This window comes from Haloarcula sp. Atlit-7R, assembly GCF_003666065.1.
GTDB classification, from domain to species: domain Archaea; phylum Halobacteriota; class Halobacteria; order Halobacteriales; family Haloarculaceae; genus Haloarcula; species Haloarcula taiwanensis.
The window spans coordinates 1-18,115 of the sequence record NZ_QXIK01000006.1 but is presented as its reverse complement, the minus strand read 5'-3'; the positions used below and the strand labels follow the sequence as shown (position 1 = coordinate 18,115).

15 protein-coding genes and 1 pseudogene are annotated in these 18,115 nt (G+C 60.4%); 10 read left to right on the top strand and 6 right to left on the bottom strand.

The window, feature by feature from the left end; translation table 11 throughout:
• The first annotated feature begins 75 nt into the window (after nucleotides 1-75).
• Together D3D01_RS13280 and D3D01_RS13275 are read left to right on the top strand one after the other, a co-directional pair.
• Nucleotides 76-1,314 carry an MFS transporter gene (locus D3D01_RS13280; RefSeq protein ID WP_121512508.1) on the top strand — a complete coding sequence of 413 codons (1,239 nt, stop codon included), beginning with the start codon at nucleotides 76-78 and terminating at the stop codon, nucleotides 1,312-1,314.
• An 89-nt stretch (nucleotides 1,315-1,403) separates the two neighbouring features.
• Nucleotides 1,404-2,504 (top strand): carbon-nitrogen hydrolase family protein, encoded by a 1,101-nt coding sequence (locus D3D01_RS13275; RefSeq protein ID WP_121512507.1) that lies wholly within the window; start codon nucleotides 1,404-1,406, stop codon nucleotides 2,502-2,504.
• 53 nt (nucleotides 2,505-2,557) lie between these two features.
• Here D3D01_RS13275 and D3D01_RS24105 read toward each other — a convergent pair whose 3' ends face one another.
• Nucleotides 2,558-2,725 (bottom strand): hypothetical protein, encoded by a 168-nt coding sequence (locus D3D01_RS24105; RefSeq protein WP_198560252.1) that lies wholly within the window; start codon nucleotides 2,723-2,725, stop codon nucleotides 2,558-2,560.
• A 401-nt stretch (nucleotides 2,726-3,126) separates the two neighbouring features.
• Between D3D01_RS24105 and D3D01_RS13270 the strand changes: the two genes are divergently transcribed.
• Nucleotides 3,127-3,780 (top strand): helix-turn-helix domain-containing protein, encoded by a 654-nt coding sequence (locus D3D01_RS13270; RefSeq protein ID WP_101351781.1) that lies wholly within the window; start codon nucleotides 3,127-3,129, stop codon nucleotides 3,778-3,780.
• 173 nt (nucleotides 3,781-3,953) lie between these two features.
• Here D3D01_RS13270 and D3D01_RS13265 read toward each other — a convergent pair whose 3' ends face one another.
• Entirely contained in the window at nucleotides 3,954-4,229 is a 276-nt protein-coding gene (locus tag D3D01_RS13265; protein WP_101351782.1) for a hypothetical protein, read from the bottom strand.
• Between the two features lie 245 nt (nucleotides 4,230-4,474).
• On the opposite strand from D3D01_RS13265, the gene D3D01_RS13260 reads away from it, so the two are divergent.
• Complete coding sequence (locus D3D01_RS13260; RefSeq protein ID WP_121512506.1) at nucleotides 4,475-4,972, top strand: dihydrofolate reductase; 498 nt, start codon at nucleotides 4,475-4,477, stop codon at nucleotides 4,970-4,972.
• Between the two features lie 227 nt (nucleotides 4,973-5,199).
• Nucleotides 5,200-6,576: a glycine cleavage system protein T gene (locus D3D01_RS13255; protein ID WP_101351784.1), complete on the top strand. Its 1,377-nt coding sequence runs from the start codon at nucleotides 5,200-5,202 to the stop codon at nucleotides 6,574-6,576.
• A gap of 296 nt (nucleotides 6,577-6,872) precedes the next feature.
• Here D3D01_RS13255 and D3D01_RS13250 read toward each other — a convergent pair whose 3' ends face one another.
• The 3 genes from D3D01_RS13250 to D3D01_RS13240 form a co-directional block, all read right to left on the bottom strand.
• The gene (locus tag D3D01_RS13250) at nucleotides 6,873-7,733 is read right to left on the bottom strand and encodes a methylenetetrahydrofolate reductase (protein ID WP_121512505.1); all 861 of its coding nucleotides are present in this window, start codon (nucleotides 7,731-7,733) and stop codon (nucleotides 6,873-6,875) included.
• A 78-nt stretch (nucleotides 7,734-7,811) separates the two neighbouring features.
• On the bottom strand, nucleotides 7,812-9,011 hold the full coding sequence (locus D3D01_RS13245; protein ID WP_121512504.1) for a hypothetical protein: 1,200 nt from the start codon (nucleotides 9,009-9,011) through the stop codon (nucleotides 7,812-7,814).
• Nucleotides 9,012-9,148: 137 nt separating this feature from the next.
• A complete protein-coding gene (locus tag D3D01_RS13240) occupies nucleotides 9,149-10,105 on the bottom strand; it encodes a succinylglutamate desuccinylase/aspartoacylase family protein (protein ID WP_121512503.1) in 957 nt (318 codons plus the stop codon).
• A 366-nt stretch (nucleotides 10,106-10,471) separates the two neighbouring features.
• Here D3D01_RS13240 and D3D01_RS13235 point away from each other — a divergent pair, with 366 nt between their 5' ends.
• The 4 genes from D3D01_RS13235 (at nucleotide 10,472) to D3D01_RS13220 (ending at nucleotide 17,662) form a co-directional block, all read left to right on the top strand.
• Nucleotides 10,472-13,042, top strand: coding sequence for an FAD-dependent oxidoreductase (locus D3D01_RS13235; protein ID WP_121512502.1), 2,571 nt, complete (start codon nucleotides 10,472-10,474; stop codon nucleotides 13,040-13,042).
• Nucleotides 13,043-13,258: 216 nt separating this feature from the next.
• A complete protein-coding gene (locus tag D3D01_RS13230; RefSeq protein WP_121512501.1) occupies nucleotides 13,259-15,811 on the top strand; it encodes an FAD-dependent oxidoreductase in 2,553 nt (850 codons plus the stop codon).
• 54 nt (nucleotides 15,812-15,865) lie between these two features.
• Complete coding sequence (gene ilvA / locus D3D01_RS13225; RefSeq protein ID WP_121512500.1) at nucleotides 15,866-17,128, top strand: threonine ammonia-lyase; 1,263 nt, start codon at nucleotides 15,866-15,868, stop codon at nucleotides 17,126-17,128.
• Nucleotides 17,129-17,218: 90 nt separating this feature from the next.
• Nucleotides 17,219-17,662, top strand: coding sequence for a universal stress protein (locus D3D01_RS13220; protein WP_121512499.1), 444 nt, complete (start codon nucleotides 17,219-17,221; stop codon nucleotides 17,660-17,662).
• A gap of 5 nt (nucleotides 17,663-17,667) precedes the next feature.
• Here the strand turns inward: D3D01_RS13220 and D3D01_RS23700 are convergent, their stop codons facing one another.
• Nucleotides 17,668-17,829 (bottom strand): hypothetical protein, encoded by a 162-nt coding sequence (locus D3D01_RS23700; RefSeq protein ID WP_157829452.1) that lies wholly within the window; start codon nucleotides 17,827-17,829, stop codon nucleotides 17,668-17,670.
• A 215-nt stretch (nucleotides 17,830-18,044) separates the two neighbouring features.
• Between D3D01_RS23700 and D3D01_RS13215 the strand changes: the two are divergent.
• Nucleotides 18,045-18,115 (top strand): annotated as a pseudogene (locus D3D01_RS13215) (IS6 family transposase); the annotation flags it as partial.

Below are 18,115 nucleotides of genomic sequence, written 5' to 3'. Positions count from 1 at the left end.
ATTGCCCCGACTTTTTCACTGCCAGTTCCGATACCGATACTACACCGCGATGACCAAACGCGCTCTGCCGATAGCATGACACCACAGGCGACTGACTCCGATATGTCGGATCCCACTGCTGAGACAGCCGTCCGAACAGCCAACTCGACGTGGTGGCTCGTGGCAGGTGCGAGCCTGATTTCGATGGGATTGGCCGCATACGAGATCGTCCCTGCAAGCGTCACGCCGCTCATTCAGGAATCACTGCGGGTCGGACCGACAGCCGCTGGACTCCTCGTCGGAGTCATGTTCGGAACTGCTGTCGTCGTCAGCCTTCCTGCCGGTGCTGTACTGGATCGGACCGATTCGAGAACCGCGATGGCCATTGCGGTAGGCATGTTGGTCATCGCCGGGCTGTGGGGATGGCGAGCCGGCCGGCGCGGCCAGTACGAGTCAATCCTCGCATCCCGTGCACTGGGCGGAGCCGCCTACGTCGTCGTCTGGAACGCCGGTATCGACATGGTGAGCCGGGCTGTCGAGGACTCTCACCGCGCGACAGCAGTCGGCATCTTCACCGCCAGCGGCCCGGTTGGCTTCGCACTCGGACAGGGAACTGGGCCGCTCATCGCCCAGCGGTTCGGCTGGCCGACTGTCCTTCTGGCCTTCATTGGCCCTGCAATCGCCGGCCTGGCCGTCTTCTGGCCAGCGAGTCGCGGGCACGGCGGAAGTCGGGGTGATGCCCCGTCTCTGCGAGAATTCGGGGCAGTGTTGCGGAGCCCGAGTGTCTGGCTCGTCGGGGCTCTCGGCTTCCTCGGTTACGCGCTATACCTGTTTGTGAACAGCTGGGGCTCGTCGTATCTCACGCAAGAACTAAACTTCTCGCTGGCCGTGAGTGGGCTCGTTGTTGCCGTGTTCCCCGCTGTGGGGGTGCTCTCTCGAATCAGCGGTGGACTCATATCGGATCGGGTCTTCGATGGCAAGCGGCGACCGGTTGTGCTGTGCTCGTTCGGCCTTGCTGCGCCGCTGCTCCTCGGGTTCACGCAGCTTCGCTCGCTGGCGTTGCTTGTCACCGTCCTTCTGTTGATCGGCTTTGCGGTCCAACTGACGCTTGGCCTCTCGTTTACGTACGTCCGAGAGGTCGTTGACCTGCGGGTCGCTGCAACGGCGGTCGCATTCCAGACTAGTATCGGCCTCGCGGGTGCGTTCGTTGCACCGATTGCCGGCGGCGCCGTGGTGAACAGAGCCGGATTTGCGTCGGCGTTTTTACTGGCTGGCGTGGTCGCTGTCGCCGGTATCATCGTTGCATGGCAGGCCCCGGAGCCCGGACGCCAGTAGGCTACGACTTGATGCACTCCGTCGTTCGCGGCCCGCGTTCCGGGCTGTCGGCTCAATTGATTTGTCACTGGAAGACACATCACAAACGAATGCCATCTGAGTCTTTCACACTTGCGGCCGCACAGGTAGAGCCCGTCTACCACGATAAGGCTGGAACGCTGGACAAGACGTGTCGGTATATCGAGCAGGCGGGTCGGGACGGTGCAGACATCGTCGTTTTTCCGGAGACGTACTTCCCAGGGTATCCATACTGGCGGGGCAGTGTTTCCATCCCCAGATGGACTGACCTGATGGTGGATCTTCAGAAGAATAGCCTCCACGTCGACGACGAGGCGATTGATATCCTCGGTGAGACCGTCGCGGAAGCCGACCTCACGCTTGTGCTGGGGACGAACGAAATCAGCGACCGGCAGGGGAGCGAGACGCTCTACAATTCGCTGTTTTACTTCGACATTACCGGGGAGCTGGTGGGTCGCCACCGGAAACTCATGCCGACCCACGAGGAGCGTGCCATCTGGGGCCGTGGCGATCCGTCGTGTCTGGCTACGTACGAAACAGCTGTCGGCCGACTCGGTGGGCTCATCTGCTATGAGAACCACATGACACTCTCGAAGGCGGCGCTAACCGCGATGGGTGAGGAGATACACGCCGCCGTCTGGCCCGGCTTCTGGGAACAGCACGGGCATCCGGGGGACAAGACCCGAGCGGAGACGAGCGACGCTGTGGATACCTGTGATATCTATCCCGCCATGCGTGAGTATGCCTTCGAAACCCAGTCGTTCGTCGCCGCGTGTTCGGCGTACATGAGCGACGCCGTGCCGGACGGGTTCTCGGCGGAGGAACTCGGATTCAACGTCGCTGCGGGCGGGAGTATGCTTATCAACCCGGCTGGTATTGTCAAAGCCGGCCCGCTGGTCGGTGAGGAGGGGCTTCTGACTGCCGAGTTCCGGGACGACGAACGACGGGCGACGAAAGCGTACTTCGATGCGATGGGTCACTACACCCGATGGGACGCAGTCAGCTTGTCCATCAGTGATAAAACGCTAACGCCGTCACAGCCTCGGGAATCCGGCACGGAGACAGTCGCTGGGGACGGTTCGATCTCGGCAGCCCAGGCACAAGCGGTAGCCGACGAGTACGACGTTCCCATCGGAGTTGTCGAAGCGGTCGCCGACGAACTGGCAGACTAAGTAGTCGTAGCTGGTTCTTTTTCGGATAGAATGCAAACCGGTGGGTTGGGGAATTACTTATTGTAACTGTCCGGAATCAACACGACACCGTGGAAATCAAAGAGGTCGGAAACGACCGACTCGATGCGCCCGAAGTTCGGTGGCAGTGCGACTGCCGGCAGATAGAAATCGTCGGTGGAGAACTTGCTGTTCTCTGTTGTCCTGTTTTGTTGGGTGCTCATTTCAATATATTATATTAGCCACAACATGCTAAGGTCCCTGGTGGATAATCACGGGCATTTATTACGGGCGGTTTAAAATGATTATTAATACATATTGTCAGTAGAGCGGCTGTCGCTGCATTGAGTAAATCTGTGCCACACAGTTTTTCGACCAGTTTCCGTCCGGTCTGTTCCCAGGACAGGTCCCATATCCGTTCTCAACGGTGAAAACACACTACTCAGCCCGGCCTGTACTCGCTCGGAGTACAGTCAGATTTATATTTTTGCCCTCGTGTGTGCACCTGTGTATGTAAACATTGACGTAGAGACCCAGCATATACACAGTAACTCACCGATACTGCTGTTCAGCTGTCCAGCTCGTATTGATCTTTGACGCCTCGAGAGCAGTCCCGTCCCACACAATGTCGATAACGACCAAAATACACATCGAACACGAACGCCTCGCGCTGGTTCCAACCTTACAGAACCTTGGAGAGATAACCATCCGCGTTATTACACAGGGGAACACCGACCCGGGATCCACTGTGTTTCCGTTCCTTATCGAGTATCACGACAGGGAACGACTCGAGGAGATGCTCGATGCCGACCCGACAGTCCAGAGTTACGATCTTGTCGACTGGACCGACCAGACTGGCATATACTACATCGAACACACTCCTGAAACGAAACTCATCAGCTCCGTTGTTACCGATGTCAACGGTTTTCTCGTTCATACAGAGACGAAGGGCAACGGGTGGCTCGTCCGACTCCTGCTCCCGGACCGCGACGCGCTCAATACGATCTGGGAATATGCAAACGAGAACGATATCTCACTCGATATAATCGAAATATACGGAAACACGGACACCGGAGGCGAGTCGTCGTACGGACTGACTGACGAACAGCGGACCGCCCTGACAACTGCGTACGAAAACGGCTATTTCGGAGAGCCCAGAGATATCTCGCTGAACGAAGTCGCCGACGAAATCGGACTATCCTCGACAGCGATGAGCGGCAGACTCCGGCGTGGGATGCGGAACCTCATTGCGGCGACGTTAATAGACCGAGAGAAGTGAGTTCGAAAGTCGGAGATCAGTGGGTGCTCGGAAAGGGCTTCTCGCGGCTTTGCCAGTAGCAACTTCTGCTGTTCATATCGACTCACATCTGAAAGCAAATCCGACAGTTTCTGTCTAAAAACAGCAAAAAGACAGCTATCGGGCGAATATTAGATCCCTTTAGCTGCTAGATGCTACTTCGATTGCCTGCTCGAATCTTTTTGCCGATAGACTGGCCGTAACGCTGTCGCATCTTTGTTGTATCCCAACCACACGCTCAACGCTGTCGCGGCGAAGACGAGATACACGGGGAACAGGAGAACGAGCACGTATCCAGCAAACAGCGGCGTCAGAACGTCTAGCCAATACAGGGTTGCGATTCCGGCGAGCCCACCGACAGCGCTCGCAACGATTCCCAGGCGAAACGCCTGAGCAGCGGCGGGTCCGGGCGACAGGTGAATCGTATCCATACAACATTTTATATGGCTGACCCACATAAGCGGCGCGCGAGATGCGCTATCACGGTCCGGGCTAGCACTGCTGTGACAACATCTTACTGGTCACAAACGGTGGAAGTACGATACTCAAGACCTGGTAGAATTCTTGCACCTGTGTCTCCAACTCGGGCAGCGAAAATGATGCGTGAATTCCGAGCGGTGACCTCACTCATCGACCGGGACGGACTTATTCTTAGGAGCCCGACAAAGTGGTATGTATGAAAGTCTCATTGATCGCTGCCGTCGCAGCTAACGGCGTGATCGGCGCTGGCGGCGACATACCGTGGCAGTATCCCGAAGACCTGGCACATTTCAAGCAGACAACAGTCGGTCATCCCGTGATTATGGGGCGGCGAACCTTCGAGAGTATTCAGCATGACCTTGGTGGCCCGCTGCCGAAGCGACTGAACATCGTCTTGACTACGACACCGAATCGCCTTCCCGAGAGTGTTACGGCCGTTACATCGACGACGTCGGCGTTGTCAGCAGCGGCCGATAGTGGTGCATCTACGACGTACGTCATCGGCGGGGCGACAGTGTACGAACAGTTTCTCCAACGGGCTGACGAGTTGGTTCTGACCGAAGTAACAGCTCCTTTCGATGGCGATGTGGTCTTTCCGACAGTCGACTGGTCGTGCTGGACTGAGACCGACCGAACGACACACAGCGAGTTCGCTATCGTGAGCTACACTCGAACAAGCAGTTGCTCGGAATGATCTCTGTCTGAGCAGTCACAACGGCTGCGCTGTGCCGGGCGTTTCGTCCCGTACTTTCCAGCCTCAGCCGTGTCATACGATTACGTGCTCAGATACTGTTTCGTGCTCAGGAGGTGTAAAACAACGGTTCAGAGCATCGTCCCTGCCAGTCAACTCTAACCCGTATATAAATCCCAGAAGCAAGTAACAGTATCTTTTATTAGCATTTCACATCTTCTTTCAGAGGCATGACCGGTAACGAGGAACATCCTAATCATCCCAGTGTCGACCAGTCAGACCGGACCGTCCCACGTAACCTCCGCCAGACTGGTGACCCCAACATCGAGATGTTGGTGTCGACGCGCGTTCGAAAGTCTCCGTTCTTCCACAAGTCATTCAATGAGGAGGGTGCCTGGCGGGCAACCGTCTACAACCGTCTCTATCACCCGCGCGGCCTCATCGAACCCGAGGATGGCGGTGTGATGAAGGAGTACGACGCACTGACCAACACCGTCACCCTCTGGGACGTTGCCGTAGAGCGCCAGATTCGTGTCAAAGGGCCTGACGCCGAAGCGCTAACGAACTACGTCGTCACACGCGACGTGACAGGTATGGACGCCATGGACGGGAAGTACGTCATCCTCTGTAACGAGGACGGCGGCGTCCTGAACGACCCCGTCCTCCTGCGTCCCGAGGAAGACGAGTTCTGGTTCTCCATCTCGGACTCGACGCTGATGCAGTGGCTCCAAGGTGTCAACGTCGACAACGATTTCGACGTCGAAATCGACGAGATCGACGTCGCACCGATGCAGATACAGGGTCCGAAAGCGCTTGACGTGATGGTCGATGTCGTCGGCGACGAGGTCAAAGATGTCCCGTACTACGGCCTGATGGACGGCGAAATCAACGGGGCCGACGTGCTCATCAGCCAGACCGGTTTCTCCGGTGAGAAAGGGTTCGAGATTTACGTCCGAAACGCCCACGAGGACGCTGAGAAGGTATGGGACCCAGTTATGGAGTCCGTCAAAGACCACGGTGGCCGCCAGATCGCGCCGGGACACCACCGCCGGATTGCCGCTGGCATCATGTCCTGGGGTCAGGACCTTGACCACGAGACCTCTCCGTTCCAGGTCAATCTCGGCTATCACGTTCCCGACGACAAGGAGGCCGACTACATCGGGAAAGAGGTGCTTGAAGAGCAGAAAGAACAGATCGAGAACGGTAACTACCCGTTCCAGCACAAGCTTATCGGTCTGAAGATTGCCGGTGAGCCGATCCGCGACTACGCCCCCGACTTCTGGCTTATCTCTGATCCGGACACGGGCGAGGAGTGTGGCTACCTCACGTCCCCGTGGTGGAACCCGGACCTCGAAACCAACATCGGGATGGGGTTCGTCCCGGCCGAGAAGATTCAGGAAGTCACAGATACGCCGCTCAACGACGAGATTTACGACGAGGAACTGGACTTAGAGTTCCAGGTTCATCTCCCAGACGAGTACGCAGAGGAACCCGGCGAACCGGTGTTCGCCACCGCCGCGAAGGTGCCGTTCAAGGAGTCGGTCAATCCCAGCGCCCGTGAGCAGGCGAAGCTCAACGCCCGCAAAGAAGCCGAAAGCGACGACTAACTCCCGGACTCCGCCTGTCCCGGCAGCCAGCGCACTTCGCTGTCGTCCGCCGATTTTATTCTTTGACTGCCGTCCCGGTGCTCACTGAAACTGTCGTAGCGCTACGCTGCTTTGACACGTCACTCAGTCCTGCTTTGCTGTCGCTGGACAGATGTGTCTGCTGAATATCCACGTCGCCTCTCGTTGTACTGCGGTGTGGTTATCGGGACACACCACTATCCGCTGTCAGAGACTACAATACGGTCGGAAACAGGTGGTTGTCGGGAGGCCGTCCGAGTCCGGGCAATCAGTCGGGGTCAGGAATCGAGACGCTTGTGCCGCCATTTCTCCGTGTCGGGCGTCTGATTGAAAGTGTAGATGTGGATGCCCCGGATGTTGTAGTCGTTGTCTCCGACGTATGGCGCGAGGCCGTCGATGAGTTCGTCTGGTTCGTAGGTCCCGCGAGAACCGACCAGTTGCTTGACGAATCCGAGAATGCCTGTGGTCTTTCTGAGGAATTTGATCGAGTCACCGACACCGACTTTCTGGGAGATTTGCATCAGTCGCTGGTAGTTCATTACCCCCGGGATGCCGACTTCGACCGGGAGTTCGATACCGCGAGCACGGATCTCTTCGACCCACTCCAACACAGCATCCGGGTCGTAGCAGAGTTGCGTGACGATGTACGTTGCGTACGGTGCTTTCCGTGCCATCGACTCCGCCAGCGTCTCGTCGTCGATGAAGTCGTGCCCCTCGGGGTAGCCCGTGATGCCCACCTCCTCGAAGTCGTACTCGGTGTCCGCGAGCGCTTCGAGCAGGTCGAGCGCCGACTCGAACTCGCCGGCCGGTTCTTCGCGGTCACCGCCAGGGACGAAAATGTCCGTAATGCCTGCCTGGTCCAGTCGCTCGGCTATTGCTTCGAGTTGCGCCCGGTCTTCCACGTAGCGGGCTGCGACGTGTGGCACGACATCGTACCCCATTGCAGCGGCTTGCTCCGTCTTTTCGACGGTCTTCTCGATACCGAGCTGTGGCGAGGTCGTAATTGCGATGGTCGCGTCGTCGGGAAGGTGGGTGATTTCCTCGTCGAAGCTCTCGAACGGCATCAGTTCGAATCGGGCGCTCGTCAGCAGCGTCTGGACACCCTGACTGTTTGAGACTGCGTGAGTTCCGAGGGCCATGTGTTGGCACATATAACACATACCCGTACTTTTCTCTGTGGGTGGGGCATCGAACCCATTTATAAGAAACCGCGGTCATCACGCACTATGTGGCGCACACTGCCGGATTCGACTCGCCACTCTGCTGTAGGAGACAGTATGCTCCGGTTCGTCTGCCAGTCGGCACAGGACGAGGTCTAACAGATTGAGCTCCTCAAGCAGGTCCCGGGCCTGGCTGCGGTCAAGCCCCAGACATCGCTGCACCTCATACACCGTGTCTGACTCGACGACCGCGTCCGCGACGTCTCGCAACTGGACCTCAGCCGGGAGTCCGATCCCGTCGGTGACCAGTTGTTCGTCGGGAAGTTCTCCGACTGACTCGTCGGCGGGACCGGATGACTCAGCCGAGACAGGCTTAACCACAGTGACCTGTTCGTCCTCATCCGTAGCTCCGGACTGAGTCGCGTCCTCGTCCGAGGCACCTGATTCGGTCGACGGGTCTTCCTCGTCGTCACTGGAGGTGTTGTACGTGTTCGGGACGTGGATATCCGCTTCTATCATGTACCGTCGGACTGTCTCGGAGGACACGTCCATCTGTATTTTGTCGGCGATTTCTCTGAAGTTGTCGCATCCGTCGTACAGTGCTTGCAGGTAGTCGGTGTCCTCGTACGGTGGCACGGAGTCGTCGCGGACGGCGGCGTATGGGTCGGGTTCAGAGTCGGTGTCGTGACCCGACTGCGCATCCGCCGTAGACGCGTCGCCTGCCAGTGAGTTTTCCTGTGACCCGCTTTCTCCGTCGCTGGTAGACTCTGCAGCCGAGACGGCCGACCCATCGACCGGGTCATCGTCACCCTCGACGGTCCCGGCCGAACGTGGTGTGGTGGTCGCTGTGTCGCTGGAGCCTGCCCGGTCAGGCCCGCAGTCGGCGCTGGCTGCCCCCTCTGGTGCATCCGTGGCGTCGATTGTTAGATGCACCGTCAGGAGCAGGCCATCGTTGGTGACCGTCGCCGAAGCGTCGCATATCGACAGTGAGACACCGGAAGTCGACGGGAGTTCGGCAGCCGGTGGGGAGAACGTGACCTCGAGGTCACCACTCTCGGTCAACCTCGCAGTCTCCGGCGTGAGACTCTCGTCAGCGCCGCCACCGGAACGCAACGAGACCGGCATTGCCACCGTCACATCGAGGACTGCACCACCGATGTCGGCAGGCGATGCTTCGACGGTCTTGATGGACCGACCGCGGGATTCGTACGCATCGATAACCTCCGCGAGCGCCGTGAAAGCGGTGTGGAGTCCCATGTCATTGAGTGACTATGACACGTTATGGTGTAGAGATGGGTGTGGAATACCGAACCCATTTATAAACTCCCACAGAACTACGGCTACCACCACATCTCTGAAACAGAACTCGTCGGTGCGCCCTCGTGGTGAGCCGGTTATCCCGGTATCGCGATACCCGCGAGACGCTCCCCCTTCACGACGACGGACTCCCTGGCAATCGAGAATATCACTCCTCGTTCTGTCGCTGGAACAACCTGTTGTTGCTCGAAGGAGGCTGGTTCGTATACAGTTCCCAGTCGCTCCCCGGCGTCGACAGTGTCGCCGACGGTGATGTCTGGCCGGGATTCGAACAGCCCCGATTCCGACGCGGTGACCGGCTCCGCATCGTTTCGGAGTACCGTTTGTGACGGTTTCGACTCGGGTTCTTCAGGGAGAACGCCACGCTCGCGTAGAAGATTCTGTATCCCGTCGACACCCGCTGCAACCGCGTCCTGTACAATCCGACGACTGTTCGACAGTTCTGCAGTGATAACTGGAATCCCGGCTGCTGCAGTCGCAGCCCGGAACGTCCTTTCGGACTTGTCGTCGTCTGTGTCATCGGGTACGTCGGTGAGCCTGTAGGACGTACCGAACGCTTCGGCGAGGCGCTCGGCGGCCGGGTCGCCCGCCCGGCATCTGACGTGTTCCAGCATATCTGCCGTGCCTGTGTGGAGGTCGACTGCCGCGTCGGCGCCTTTGACGAGTTCCCACAGTCGGGCGGCGAACTGCTCCTGTAAGCTCCCGCACTCGTCGCCCGGCCACACGCGGTTCAGGTTCGGGTTCATCACGTCGTACTCACCGGGGGTCATGTATGACCGGTGGTCGAACGCAAGCTGGTTCACCACTGGGACGACAAGCACCCTCCCAGCGATGGCCACGTCAGTCAGGCGGTCGTGGAGCCGTCGCAACGCGGCTGGACCGTTGAGTTCGATGCCGTGTTGCGCCGCCTGAATATACACAGTCGGTCCGGAACCGCCGACGTACCGGTGGACAGTCACAGACACGTCTCGCCCTGACGGCAATCGTCCGAGCTGTCGGTCAGTCGTCGTGTGCGTGACGGGCGCGTAGTCCATACCAAGGGCCGGCGGCGCGCGGACAAAAACGCTGGGAGTGGGCGCTGCACCGGGCCGATAGCGCGGTCCTGTGGTTCTCTTTCAGGACAGAAGCGCTGGCTGATACGCTGCCGTCGATGGGGTGAACGCACCGCTGGGGACACTCTGCTGGATTATGAATACATAACGTGGCAGTACAATCTGTCTGTCGGACGCGACTTGGAGTCTCTGAACGACGGCGACAATCACCACAGGGGGGCCCAAATCTATTAACAATGGTACTTCTGTTATTCTGAAACACTACGTGACAATTCGTTTTTATTTTGCAAAGGAGAGGGGTTAGGCGGTAACTATATTGCCACGCCATAGCACGTTCTATCCAGAGCCATGGAGCCAACCGATAGCCTGCCGACCCATGCCGATACCGTCATCGTCGGTGCTGGAATCGTCGGCTGTAACATCGCGTACCAGCTGACAGACCTCGGCCGCGAAGACGTGGTCGTGGTTGACCAGGGGCCGATGCCGACTACGGGTGGATCGTCGACGCACGCCCCCGGAATCATGTTCCAGACCGCAGAACCGAAGGTCCTCAGCCAGTTTGCGGATTACAGCCGTCGGCTGTACTCGGACCTCGAAGGGGCTGACGGACACCAGGCGTACAACGAAACAGGTGGCATCGAGGTGGCCCGGAGCGAGGAGCGCATGGACTTCCTCCAGCGCCGCGTCGAATACGCGAAGGCCTGGGGCATCGAAGACCCGCAGTTGCTGTCCCCAGAGGAAGTCACCGACCACCTCCCGCTGGTCGACGCCGACCAGATCAAGGGCGGCTACTACTCCCCGACGGACGGCCAGGTCTCGGGCGTCGTCGCCTGTGACGCGCTGGCCCGGGAAGCGATGGACCGGGGTGCGAAATTCGTCCCGCATACCCGCACCGAGGACGTGGAGACCGAGAACGGCTCGGTGCGGGCCGTCGTCACGGAGAACGGCACCATCGAGTGTAACGAGGTCGTCGTGGCGACGAACATCTGGGCCCGCCAGCTCGGCGAGAAGCTCGGCGTCCACCTGCCGGTGACGCCGGTCGAGCACCAGTACACGATGACGGAGTCGCTGGATGAACTGGCCGACAGCGCGGTCGACATCACTGACCACCCGCTGTTCGAGAACTACGAGAACGTCTCCGGAGAGAAGGCGAAGCGACTTCTCGTCGGGCCAGACCGGCCGATTCTCCGCGACCAGGATAACGCGATGTACTACCGGAACCACGGGGATTCCTACGGCATCGGCTCGTACAATCACGAGCCAATCGTGCCAGACCCACAGGAACTCGGCGGGAACGACCCCGACGGCGAGCAGGGATCGGTCCACGAGTTCACCGACTACCACATGAACAACGCGACCCACCCGGACCGGCCGGACAAGGCCCCGCGCCAGGCCAGCGACGAGCTGTTGCCCGCGACGGCCGGCAAGGAACTCGAACACAAGTACAACGGCATGTTCGCGGAGTCGCCCACCGGCCTCCCCGTGATGGGACCGGTCCAGGAGTACGACGGTCTCTGGACGGCGGCGGCCATCTGGGTCACGCACGCCGGCGGTGCCGGCAAGGCCCTCGCCGAGTGGATGGAACACGGCGTCCCGCGCCTCCCTGACGGCCCGATTGACCTCGCCCACTGCGACGTGAACCGCTTCGACGAGCACGAGGGCAGTTGGGACTTCGCTCGGGACATCGGCGGCGAGGAGTACCGCATCGTCTACAACATCATGCACCCCAAGTGGGTCTGGACCGACAAACAGCGGGACATCCGTCGGACCCCGATGTACCACACACACAAGGAGTACGACGCCGAACTGTGGGCTGAGGCCGGCTGGGAGGAGCCACACTGGTTCGACTCCAACGCCGACCTGCTGGCGGAGTACGGTGACCGGATCCCCGACCGCGAGGGCTGGGAGGCGAAGTACTGGTCGCCAATCGAGGGCGCGGAGGCGCTGAACGTCCGGAACAACGTCGGTCTCCACGACATGACATCGTTCAATAAGATGGAGGTCATCGGGAGCGACGCCGGTGAGTTCGTCCAGTACCTCTGTACGAACGACATGGACATCGACGTGGGCGACGTGAAGTACACGCTGATGTGCAACGAGGGCGGCGGCGTCCGGGCCGACATCACGGTCACCCGGACCGATGAGGACCGCTACCTCCTGCTGACGACCGGCCGCGAGGTCGGGAACAACCACGTCGCGTGGGTGCGCGAGCAGTCCCCCGGCGACGTGGTCGTCAACGACGTAACATCGAACCTGGCGGCGATGGTCTGTACCGGCCCGAACGCCCGGAAGGTCCTCTCGAAGGTCACCGACGTCGACCTCTCGGACGACGCCTTCCCCTTTTTTACGAGCCAGCAGTTCTTCGTCGAGAACATCCCCGTCACTGCGCTCCGCGTCTCCTATGCGGGCGAACTCGGCTGGGAGCTGTACACGCCCTCTGAGTACGGCGAACGCCTCTGGGAGCACATCATGGAGGCCGGCGAGGAGTACGGCATCCGCCCGTACGGCAACGGCGCGCTCGATTCGCTCCGCATCGAGAAGGGCTTCCGGCTCTGGGGGAAGGACCTCCACACGGAGCACAACCCCTACGAGGCGGGCCTCGGCTGGGCCGTCGACCTCGAAACCGACTTCATCGGCAAGGAGGCGGTCGCGGCGGCCGCCGACGGCGACAACATCGACCACAAGGTCGCCTGTCTGACCCTCGACGACGAGGACGCCGTCGTGTTGGACAACAAGCCAGTCCTCGACGGTGACGAGACCATCGGCTATCTCCACAGCGCCGAGTACGGCTACACTGAAGGCGCGTGTGTCGCCTACACGTACCTGCCGCCGGAGTACGCTGAACCCGGAACCAGCGTCGAAATCCTCTACGAAGGGGAGCGATACGACGCGACGGTCCGCGAGGAGCCGCTCGTCTGAGAGCAACCTCCGACCCGCCGCTGATTCTATCGGGATTGTAACACGCTGTGGTTCAGTCCGACTGGCCGTTTACTCCCTGTTTGCGACGGACAACAGACGCTCAGATACCGGCCGAATAATCGACACTGTGCCGCTCTACCCGGAAATCTCCTCTTTGCGTGGTTCTCCCCACCGGTGTATTTAAGATTGTGACAGAAACAGTCCCAAACGAGATACATGAGCACAGAGACTCCCCCGTCTCGAGCGGATACTGTTGTTATCGGTGCCGGGGCCGTCGGGTGTAGCGTCGCGTATCACCTGACGGAACTCGGCGTGGAGGACGTTGTCGTCATCGACCAGGGACCGCTCCCGGTCACCGGCGGGTCATCAGTCCACGCGCCCGGCATCATGTTCCAGACGTCGCCGTCGAAAATACAGACGAAGACGGCGCACTACACCAGCCGACTGCTCTCCGATGCCGGCGTCTACGACGAGGTTGGCGGCATCGAGGTGGCCCGCAGCGACGAGCGGATGGACTTCCTCCGGCGGCGCGTCGAGTGGGCGACGTCGTACGGACTGCCGGAGCCGCAACTGCTCTCGCCCGAAGAAGTCACCGACCACCTCCCGCTGGTCGACGAGGACGAAATTCTCGGTGGCTACTACTCCCCGACCGACGGGCGCGTCGACGGTATCGCCGCGCTCCAGTGGTATATGGAGCACTCTTCGGCGTCGTTCTACGGGAACACGGAGGTCACCGACCTGGACGTGTCGGGCGGCGAAATCAACGCTGTCGAGACCGATCAGGGGCGAATCGACTGCGAGCGAGCGGTCATCGCGACGAACAACTGGGGCTACCAGACTGGCCAACTGGCCGGGCTGGACCTGCCAATCGCGCCGGTCGAACACCAGTACGTTGTCACCGAACCGATGGACGAACTCGCCGACGCCGAGACCTCGGTCGGCGACAACACGACCGGGCTGGACGTACCGGGTGACCGCTCCATCGCGGAGTACATGAGCGAGGGGCCACACCGGCCGGTCGGCCGCGACCAGGACCACTCGCTGTACTTCCGGACCCACGGCGACGCGCTCGGGATGGGGTCGTACAACCACGAGACACTCTCAGTCGACCCCGAGGCGATGGGGAAAAACTCCGAGGAACACCAGGCTTCGGTCAGGGGGTTCACGAAGGAACACTGGGAGACGCCGACCCACCGCGGGCGGGACAAATCGGCCAAGCAGGCCTTCGACGAACTGCTCCCGGCGACACAGGACGTGGAATACGAAGCCACCGAGAACGGGATTTTCGTCTTTACACCTGATGGGATGCCCGCCGTTGGCGAGACAGCGCAGGTCGACGGCCTCTGGACCGGACTGGCTATCTGGTGGACCCACTCCGGCGGCTACGGCCGCATCCTCGCCGAGTGGATGGAGAACGGCGTTCCGCGGCTGCCGTCCGGTCCGGTCGACACTGGCGGCATCCACGTCCGGCGGTTCGAACCCCACGCCGGCGAGAAGGACTACTTTGTCGACCGCGGGGCCAAGCGCTACGAGCAGGTGTACAGCATCGTCGAGCCGCGGTGGCAGCCCGACGACCACCGGGGACTTCGGACGAGTCCGTTCTACCACCAGCAAAAGGAACTCGGCGCGGAGTTCTACCAGAGCGGCGGCTGGGAGACGCCACAGTGGTACGAGTCGAACGCCGACTTAGTCGAAAGATACGAGGACCGGATTCCCGACCAGGACGGCTGGCAGGGCATCAACCGCTCGAAAATCGAGGCTGCGGAGCATCTCCATACCCGCGAGAAGGTCTCGATGTTCGACATGTCGACGTTCTCTTCGATTATGATCGAGGGCGAGGGCAGCGGGGCGTTCCTCCAGCGGGTCTGCAGCAACGACATGGACCTCGATGTCGGTCAGGTCCGGTACTCGCTGCTGCTGAACGAGGGTGGCGGCATCCTGGCAGATATCACCGTTGTCAAACTCGACGACGAGGCGTTCATGGTGACGACCGGCGGCGGGAACTCCCCCGGCATCCACGGCGGTCACCTGGAAGACGAGGCTCCCGCGACGGTGTCGGTCCACGTCGAGGAGGGCGCGAAGTCGACAATCGGTCTCTGGGGGCCGAACGCGCGGCTCCTCCTCCAGCGATGTACCGATGCGGACGTGACCAACGACGGCTTCCCGTACTTCCGGGCCAAGCAAATGTACGTTGGCGACGTGCCGGTCATCGCCCTGCGGGTCTCCTATGTCGGCGAACTCGGCTGGGAGCTGTGGGCGCCGACGGAGTACGGCCAGCGCCTCTGGGAGACGTTACAGGACGCCGGCGAGGACCTCGGCGTTCGGCCGATGGGCGGCGGCGCGCTCAGTTCCATGCGATTAGAGAAAGGCTACCGCCTCTGGGGGACAGACATCGACACGGACTCGAACCCCTTCGAGGCCGGGCTGCCCTTCGCCGTCGACATGGACACCGAGTTCATCGGCAAGGCAGCTCTGGAAACCGCACGCGAGGCGGGTATCGACAGCAAAATTACCCCGGTCACGCTCGACGACTCGACAGATATCATGCTGAGCGGTCGACCAGTCCTGAAAGACGGTGAGACACTCGGCTACGTACAGGCCGGGAACTACGGCTACAGTATCGACGAGTCGATCGCCTACACGTACGTCCCGACCGAACACGCCGAAGCCGGAACGTCGGTTCAGATACAGTGCGAGGGCGAGACATACGACGCGACGGTGCGTGACGAGCCGCTGTTCGATCCGACCCGCGAGCGAATCATCAGATAGCGGGACAGCACACGACCCAACAACTTTGACAGACGCTCCGAAACGATACCAATTATGACACAAACAGAATCGGACACGCTGCCCGTCACGTACGCAGACATCGAACGAGCCCGCGAACGACTGGATGACGACACAGTCGTAAAAAAGACGCCGGTCGAGCGGAGTACGTCTCTCGGCGGGTTCGTCGACGCTGAGGTACACCTGAAGATGGAGCATCTCCAGTGGACTGGGTCGTTTAAAACCAGAGGCGCGTACAACAAAATCTCACAGGATGTCGCCGACGGCGTAGAGTCATTCGTCGCCGCCAGCGCTGGCAACCACGCTCAGGGCGTCGCCCTCGCCGCGACGAAATGCGGAGCGGAGGCGACGATTTTCATGCCGGAGGACGCACCACAGGCGAAGATTGACGCCACCAGAGGCTACGGCGCGAGCGTCGAACTGGTCGGCAACGACTTTCAGGAGACGATGTCTCATGCCAAGGCCGTCGTCGAGGAAGCCGACGCCGAGTTCGTCCACGCCTACGACGACCTGGACATCATCGCCGGACAGGGGACCCTCGGCACGGAGATGTACCACGACTGCCCCGACGTCGACACGGTTGTCGTTCCAATCGGTGGCGGTGGTCTCATCAGCGGTGTCTCGACTGCTATCAAACACCTCTCGCCCGAGACGCGTGTCGTCGGCGTTCAGGCGACCGGTGCGGAGACGGTCCACGAGAGCCTCGACAAGGGGATACCGGTCGTGCTTGACGAAGTCGACACTATCGCCGACGGTATCGCCACCGGCGGTATCTCGGAGACGACGCTCGGCATAATCGAGGCGAACGTAGACGAGGTCGTGACGGTTTCGGACACCGATATCGCACAGGCGATTCTCCTGCTGATGGAACGGGCCAAACAGGTCGTCGAAGGCGCCGGGGCCGCCTCGGTGGCCGCTGTGCTGAGCGACGGCCTCGACGTGTCCGGGGAGACGGTGATGCCGCTACTCTGTGGCGGGAACCTCGACATGACACAGATGCGTGAGGTTCTCATCCACGCGCTCACAGAGCGCCAACAGCTCCTGCAGCTCCGGGTCCGCATCAACGATCAGCCGGGCGTGATGGAGGAAATATCGGGTGTCATCGCCAGACAGGGGGCCAATATCCACGATGTCCGGCACGAACGGTCCGTCGAGAATCTCGAAATCGGGGAGGCCTACCTCGTGTTCAACGTCGAGACAAGCGGTGCAGAGCACGCACAGACGATCATCACCGCGATTCGTGACGCGGGCTATCCCGTCGACAACGTGGCACGCAAGGCCCGGAACGACGCACTGTAAGCCGGCATCGGCGTTCAGACAGACGGCTCGTGCCATAAGCGGGGAAACCTATAACAGGTGTGTGCGGGAAATACACATGAGTCAGCTACCATGTACGACCACATACTCGTCCCGTACGACGGCAGCGACGAGGCCAGGAAAGGGGCAGAACACGGCATCGAACTCGCTGCTGCGCTCGACTCGACAGTGCATGCATTGTATGTCATCGACCTCCCGGGGACACCGCGCGCGCTCGCACTCAGGGATGACGAGGAGGAGATGCGCGAGGAGTATCGCAACTACGGCGAGGAGGTGCTGGCGAGTCTCGGGACTGTTGCTGAAGAACACGGCGTCGACTACGAGACACATTTCAAAACCGGGGCGCCAAGCGAAGAAATCGTGGAGTTCGCCGAAGACGAAGGAATGGACGCAATCGTTCTGGGGTCAGCGTTCCGCGGGAAACTCGGGAACCTCCTCGGCGGGACGACGGACAAGGTGGTCAGAACGTCGAGCGTGCCAGTCATCAGCCAGCGGATGAGCGTTAACGATATCTGAACCCGTTACGCGCTTTTTATCCGTGTCTCACGGATGTAGATAACCAGACTCGCACTGAGGAAGCTAAACCCTGCGAGTCGAAAGTCGCCAGCTGTCATCCCGATGAGACCGACGCCCATCAGCAGTGCTGCCACCGCGGCCGCTCCCGTCGCCAGAAGTCGTGCCATAGCGACGATAGACGGGATTCCGAAATAAAGACACCCACCAGGGAACGCGATTGGTGACCGGCTCACCGGGAAGTACCAAACCTCAATGTACTAGATAGTGTAGATGTCTCCGAAGCCACAGCAGTACAAGTCTTCAATCCGTTATATATTGGTGTTTAAGGCACTGTCTAGTTGAGCGAGTTTGAGAAGCGAGGAGGTCGTAGCGAGAAGTGTTCATGCCACTCGCAGACCTCCTCAGAGAAACGTTAGATGAGGACAGCCAAGACGTTTGGGAGAATGAGCGCAC

Excerpts from the sequence above, each read along its gene's own strand:
- D3D01_RS13280 (WP_121512508.1), top strand. The coding sequence starts at position 76 with ATGACACCACAGGCGACTGACTCCGATATGTCGGATCCCACTGCTGAG.
- D3D01_RS13275 (WP_121512507.1), top strand. The coding sequence starts at position 1,404 with ATGCCATCTGAGTCTTTCACACTTGCGGCCGCACAGGTAGAGCCCGTC.
- D3D01_RS24105 (WP_198560252.1), bottom strand. The coding sequence starts at position 2,725 with ATGAGCACCCAACAAAACAGGACAACAGAGAACAGCAAGTTCTCCACC.
- D3D01_RS13270 (WP_101351781.1), top strand. The coding sequence starts at position 3,127 with ATGTCGATAACGACCAAAATACACATCGAACACGAACGCCTCGCGCTG.
- D3D01_RS13265 (WP_101351782.1), bottom strand. The coding sequence starts at position 4,229 with ATGGATACGATTCACCTGTCGCCCGGACCCGCCGCTGCTCAGGCGTTT.
- D3D01_RS13260 (WP_121512506.1), top strand. The coding sequence starts at position 4,475 with ATGAAAGTCTCATTGATCGCTGCCGTCGCAGCTAACGGCGTGATCGGC.
- D3D01_RS13255 (WP_101351784.1), top strand. The coding sequence starts at position 5,200 with ATGACCGGTAACGAGGAACATCCTAATCATCCCAGTGTCGACCAGTCA.
- D3D01_RS13250 (WP_121512505.1), bottom strand. The coding sequence starts at position 7,733 with ATGGCCCTCGGAACTCACGCAGTCTCAAACAGTCAGGGTGTCCAGACG.
- D3D01_RS13245 (WP_121512504.1), bottom strand. The coding sequence starts at position 9,011 with ATGGGACTCCACACCGCTTTCACGGCGCTCGCGGAGGTTATCGATGCG.
- D3D01_RS13240 (WP_121512503.1), bottom strand. The coding sequence starts at position 10,105 with ATGGACTACGCGCCCGTCACGCACACGACGACTGACCGACAGCTCGGA.
- D3D01_RS13235 (WP_121512502.1), top strand. The coding sequence starts at position 10,472 with ATGGAGCCAACCGATAGCCTGCCGACCCATGCCGATACCGTCATCGTC.
- D3D01_RS13230 (WP_121512501.1), top strand. The coding sequence starts at position 13,259 with ATGAGCACAGAGACTCCCCCGTCTCGAGCGGATACTGTTGTTATCGGT.
- ilvA (WP_121512500.1), top strand. The coding sequence starts at position 15,866 with ATGACACAAACAGAATCGGACACGCTGCCCGTCACGTACGCAGACATC.
- D3D01_RS13220 (WP_121512499.1), top strand. The coding sequence starts at position 17,219 with ATGTACGACCACATACTCGTCCCGTACGACGGCAGCGACGAGGCCAGG.
- D3D01_RS23700 (WP_157829452.1), bottom strand. The coding sequence starts at position 17,829 with ATGGCACGACTTCTGGCGACGGGAGCGGCCGCGGTGGCAGCACTGCTG.